The sequence below is a fragment of the Azospirillum sp. B4 genome, assembly GCF_000333275.1.
GTDB lineage: Bacteria > Pseudomonadota > Alphaproteobacteria > Azospirillales > Azospirillaceae > Nitrospirillum.
This window is the reverse complement of the sequence record NZ_BACU01000313.1, coordinates 1-4,773: the sequence shown is the minus strand read 5'-3', so window position 1 is coordinate 4,773 and position 4,773 is coordinate 1. Positions and strand designations below refer to the sequence as shown.

Sequence of the window (4,773 nt, the reverse complement as noted above, 5' to 3'; positions counted from 1 at the left end):
GCCAAGCCCAGGAGAACGCCCAGAGGCCGTGCTGTTGCTGTTGAACGAGCCGGCGACCTATTGTTCGTGGCCCTGCCGTTGGAGTGACAGGGCGTGGGGCGGGCGCCAACAGCAGATACCGTTGGGATGGGCCGCCGGCGCCTGTTGACCTGTCAGAACCTAAAAACAGGTTCTTCAGCCAGATGGGGCTGTTTTTGTCGCCTGGCGCCAATCGGCGATGTCTTCCGCCGTTTCGCCCGCGTAGCCCCAGGGGTTGAAGGTCTTCAGCCGGCCGGCGCGATAGGCCGCCGCGTTGGGCGTCACGATGGTCAGGCCGTGGACCAGGGCGGTGGCGGCCACCAGGGCGTCGCGGTTGTCCGCCAGGGCGACCGAGGGCCGTCTGCGCGCTACGGCGGTGTCGACGGCCAGGATGCGGCCCTCGAAGGCCGTCATGACCCGGTCGTCCAGCCAGGCGCGCAGGGTGCCGCCGTCGGCCTTGTCCGCCCGCTCCGCCCGTGTCACCGACTCCTCAAGCTCCACCAGCGTCAGGGCGGAGATGAACAGCTGCTGGCGCGGGGTGTTGGCGGCCCAGGCCCGCACGCCGGCGTCGGCCTTGTCCGCCTTGGCGCCGCGCAGCTCATGGATGACAGGGGTGTCCAGCAGGAACATCAGCTGCGGTCCACCTTGCTCACGCCCAGGTCCAGCCTGCCCTTGTCCAGGGGCAGATCCTCCGGCAGGGCCAGCAGGTCGACGATGGTCTGCCCATCACCCGTCAGCCGCAGGAAGGTCTCGAAACTCATCAGCACGTGCGTGGGCTTGCCCCGGTCGGTGACGAACACGGGCTCAGTCAGGGCGGCACGCTTGGCCCCGCCCACGTCCTGGTTGAAATCCCGGCTGCTCATTGTAGGCATGTTGCTACATCCAACCGCTGACGAATGTTGCTACATTCCTACGGATTTTTGGTTTTGACAACGACCTGATCCACCCCAATAAGCGTGGTATCGGTAACACGAACAAAACGAAGAACGGGGTGGAATCGCGTCATGGCGTCAGAGCTTTTTTCCGCAGCGACGCTGCAAAACATCGTGGACACGGCGACCCACCTGCTGTCGCCGCACGGCGCCAACGGGGCCATGACGCCCGGCGACTACAGCGTTCATTTCTTCCTGCAGATCACCGCCATCATCCTGAGCTGCCGCGTCGTCGGCTGGTTGGGCCAGAAGCTGTTGGCGCAGCCCCAGGTGGTGGGGGAGATGATCGCGGGCGTGGTGCTGGGGCCGTCACTGCTGGGCCTGCTGTTCCCGGAAACCGCCGCCGCCCTGTTCCCGAAGGAGACCAAGAACGTGCTGTACGTTGGCGCCCAGTTCGGCGTCGGCCTGTACATGTTCCTGGTGGGCACCACCTTCCGCGTCGACCATTTCCGCACCAACGGCAAGAGCGCTTTCGCCGTCTCCCTGTCCGGCATCGCCGCCCCCTTCATGATCGCCGTGCTGATCACGCCCATGCTGCTGGGTGTGCCCGGCCTGTTCGCCGACGGCCTGCCGCGGACCCAGGCCACCCTGTTCCTGGGGGCCTGCATCGCGCTGACCGCCTTCCCCATGCTGGCCCGCATCATCAATGAACGGGGCCTCAGCAATTCCGCCCTGGGCACCCTGTCGCTGACAGCCGGGGCGTTCGACGACGCCGCCTCCTGGTGCGTGCTGGCCATCGTGCTGGCGGTGTTCGGCGCCGGCCCGGGCGTGGCCGTGCTGGCCATCGGCGGCGGCCTGACCTTCGCCCTGCTGGTCATCCTGTTCGGCCGCCGCCTGCTGGCGCCGCTGGGCCGGGCGGTTGAGCGGCGGGGGGAGATGACGCACACCGTGCTGGCCATCACCCTGATGGTGTTTTGCCTATCCGCCTTCATCATGGACGCCGTCGGCATCCACGCCATCTTCGGCGGCTTCATCATCGGGACCGCCATGCCACGCGGCACGTTCGTGGCGGAGTTGAAGCGGAAGGTCGAGCCGCTGGCCGTGGTGCTGCTGCTGCCCATGTTCTTCACCTACTCCGGCCTCAACACGCGCATGGACATGGTGAATTCCCTGCCGCTGCTGCTGATCGCGCTGGGCGTGCTGCTGGCGTCCATCGTGGCCAAGGGTGTCGCCTGCTATGCCGCCGCCCGCCTGTGCGGTGAGAGCAACGCCACCGCCCTGGGCATCGGCGCCCTGATGAACTCCCGCGGGTTGATGGAGCTGATCATCATCAACATCGGCCTGCAGAAGGGCATCATCGGGCCCACCTTGTTCTCTATGCTGGTGCTCATGGCCATCGTCACGACTATGATGGCGTCCCCGCTGTTCGAACTGGTCTATGGCCGCAAGGCCCGGCTGAGCGGTGAACTGGGGGCCGTGCCGGAGCAAGCCTTGAGCTGACCTGATGATAGCGAAGCGGACCATCCTGATCCTGGGCGGCGGCACGGCCGGTTGGCTGGCCGCCGCCTACCTCGCCAAATACCTGGGCGTGACCAGGGATGGTCCGATCGGCATCACGCTGCTGGAATCGCCGGACATCGGCATCGTCGGGGTGGGGGAGGGCACGTTCCCCACCATCCGCACGACCCTGCGCTTCCTGGGCCTGAACGAGGCCCAGTTCATGCGCGAGACCGCTGCCACCTTCAAGCAGGGTATCCGCTTCAACAACTGGGTGACGGCCCCGGAAGCGGGCGTGACGGACAGCTTCTTCCATCCCTTCGAGGCGCCGTTCCCGGCGGAGGGCACGGGCCTGGTGCCCTACTGGCTGTTGCAGGACGGGCGGCGGCGCCTGCCCTTCGCCCAGGCCATGACCTTCCAGCCGCAGGTGGCCGACGCCCAGCGGGCGCCCAAGCGCGGGCCGGAGGGCGACTTCGAGGCCCCGCTGAATTACGCCTATCATTTCGATGCCGCCAAGGTGGCCCACGTGCTGGCCAGGCGGGCCAAGGAATTGGGTGTCCGCCATCTGACCGGCACGGTGACGGACGTCACCTTGGGCCAGGATGGCGCCATCGCCCACCTGACCACGCGGGAGCAGGGCGTGCTCGCCGCCGACTTCTTTGTCGATTGCAGCGGCTTTCACGCCGAGCTGATCGGCCGGACCCTGGGCGTGCCGCACAAGTCGGTGCGGTCCGTCCTGTTCGCCGACCGGGCCCTGACCTGCAAGGTGCCCTATGAGGCGCCGGACGCCCCGCTGGAAAGCTGCACGGTGGCCACGGCGCACGCCGCCGGCTGGACCTGGGACATCGGCCTGGACAGCGCGCGGGGCGTGGGCTGCGTCTATTCCAGCGACCACATGTCGGACGACCAGGCGGCGGCGACCGTGCGGGCCTATCTCGGCCCCGGCGTCGAACCGCCGGCCCTGCGCCAAATCACCTTCGACTCAGGCTACCGTGAGACGCCCTGGGTGAAGAACTGCGTGGCCATTGGGTTGTCCGGCGGTTTCCTGGAGCCGTTGGAGTCCACCAGCGTGGTGTTGATCGAGGTGGCGGTGGGCATGCTGGCCGAGCTGTTTCCCCACGACGGCCAATGGGACGCGCCGGCCGCCCGCTTCAATGAGCTGATGACCCGGCGGTTCGAGAACATCGTCAATTTCCTGAAGCTGCACTACTGCCTCAGCCGGCGGGAGGAGCCGTTCTGGCGCGACAACCGCGACCCCGCCAGCATCCCCGCCGCCCTGGCGGACCTGCTGCGGCAATGGCGTACCCGCCCGCCCAGCCGCTTCGACTTCGCGTTGGACCTGGAGGCCTTCGCCTTCTTCAATTACCAATACATCCTGTACGGCATGGGCTTCGAAACCGACCTGTCGGCCGCCCGGGGCGCCTACCCGCATGCCGATACGGCGGCCAAAACCTTCGCCCGCATCCAGGCCTATGGCGAGCACGCCACCCGCGACCTGCCGGCTCACCGGGCGCTGATCCGCCAGGTCAACGCGGCCACGGGCAAGGTCGGCGCCTGAACCGTTCGCGGCCCGCTGGGCCGCTTCAGCCCGCTACGATCTCCGCCTCGCGGTAGCCCTGGGCGTAGAGCAGGGCGGTCAGGTCGCCATGGTCGACCTTGGCCCGGGCGGACGCCGCCACCGCCGGCTTGGCATGGAAGGCGATGCCCAGGCCGGCGGCCAGCAGCATGGGCAGGTCGTTGGCGCCGTCGCCCACGGTGACGGCGGCGGTCAGGGGCACGCGCCGCTGGGCGCAAATACGGGTGAGCGCCGCCGCCTTGGCGTCCTTGTCCAGGATGGGTTCCACCGGCTGGCCGGTCAGCTTGCCATCCGCGATCACCAGATCGTTGGCCTGGTCCTCGTCAAAGCCCAGGAGGTCGCGGACGTGGGCGGTGAAGGGCTTGAAGCCGCCGGACACCAGGGCGCAATGGGCGCCGTGCTTGCGCATGGTGGCGACCAGGCTGCGGGCGCCGGGCATCAGGGTGACGATGCCCTTCAACGTCTCGATCACCGTGGCGTCCATGCCGGCCAGCAGCGCCACGCGTTCCCGCAGGGCGCCCTTGAAGTCGATCTCCCCGTTCATGGCGCGGCGTGTGATCTCGGCGATGGTGTCGCGCCGGCCGATCAGGGCGCCCAGCTCATCCAGCATCTCCTGGTGGATGATGGTCGATTCCATGTCGGCCACCAGCACCGCCTTGCGCCGGCCCTCCAGCGCCTGGGTGATCGCGTCCACCGGCTGGCCCAGCAGGGCCTGGGCGCAGGCGGCCTGCGCCTGGTCCGGGTGCAGGCCGGAGAAGGGGATGTCGCAGGCACGGGCCGGCGCCAGCCAGTCGGGGGTGCCCATCTGCG

The 4,773-nt window shown here is 68.2% G+C and carries 5 protein-coding genes; 2 read left to right on the top strand and 3 right to left on the bottom strand.

Annotated features, from left to right (window positions below):
- Window positions 1-174: 174 nt before the first annotated feature.
- The gene (locus I55_RS13995) at window positions 175-648 is read right to left on the bottom strand and encodes a PIN domain-containing protein (protein ID WP_044561202.1); all 474 of its coding nucleotides are present in this window, start codon (window positions 646-648) and stop codon (window positions 175-177) included.
- The gene (locus I55_RS13990) at window positions 648-890 is read right to left on the bottom strand and encodes a type II toxin-antitoxin system Phd/YefM family antitoxin (protein ID WP_044561201.1); all 243 of its coding nucleotides are present in this window, start codon (window positions 888-890) and stop codon (window positions 648-650) included. The genes I55_RS13995 and I55_RS13990 overlap by 1 nt, the downstream gene beginning before the upstream one ends.
- Window positions 891-1,022: 132 nt before the next feature.
- Between I55_RS13990 and I55_RS13985 the strand changes: the two genes are divergently transcribed.
- Window positions 1,023-2,390 (top strand): cation:proton antiporter, encoded by a 1,368-nt coding sequence (locus I55_RS13985; RefSeq protein WP_044561200.1) that lies wholly within the window; start codon window positions 1,023-1,025, stop codon window positions 2,388-2,390.
- Between the two features lie 4 nt (window positions 2,391-2,394).
- Window positions 2,395-3,945, top strand: coding sequence for a tryptophan halogenase family protein (locus I55_RS13980; protein ID WP_044561199.1), 1,551 nt, complete (start codon window positions 2,395-2,397; stop codon window positions 3,943-3,945).
- 25 nt (window positions 3,946-3,970) lie between these two features.
- Here I55_RS13980 and serB read toward each other — a convergent pair.
- On the bottom strand, window positions 3,971-4,773 hold an 803-nt coding region (gene serB, locus I55_RS13975; RefSeq protein ID WP_044561198.1), incomplete at its 5' end, for a phosphoserine phosphatase SerB.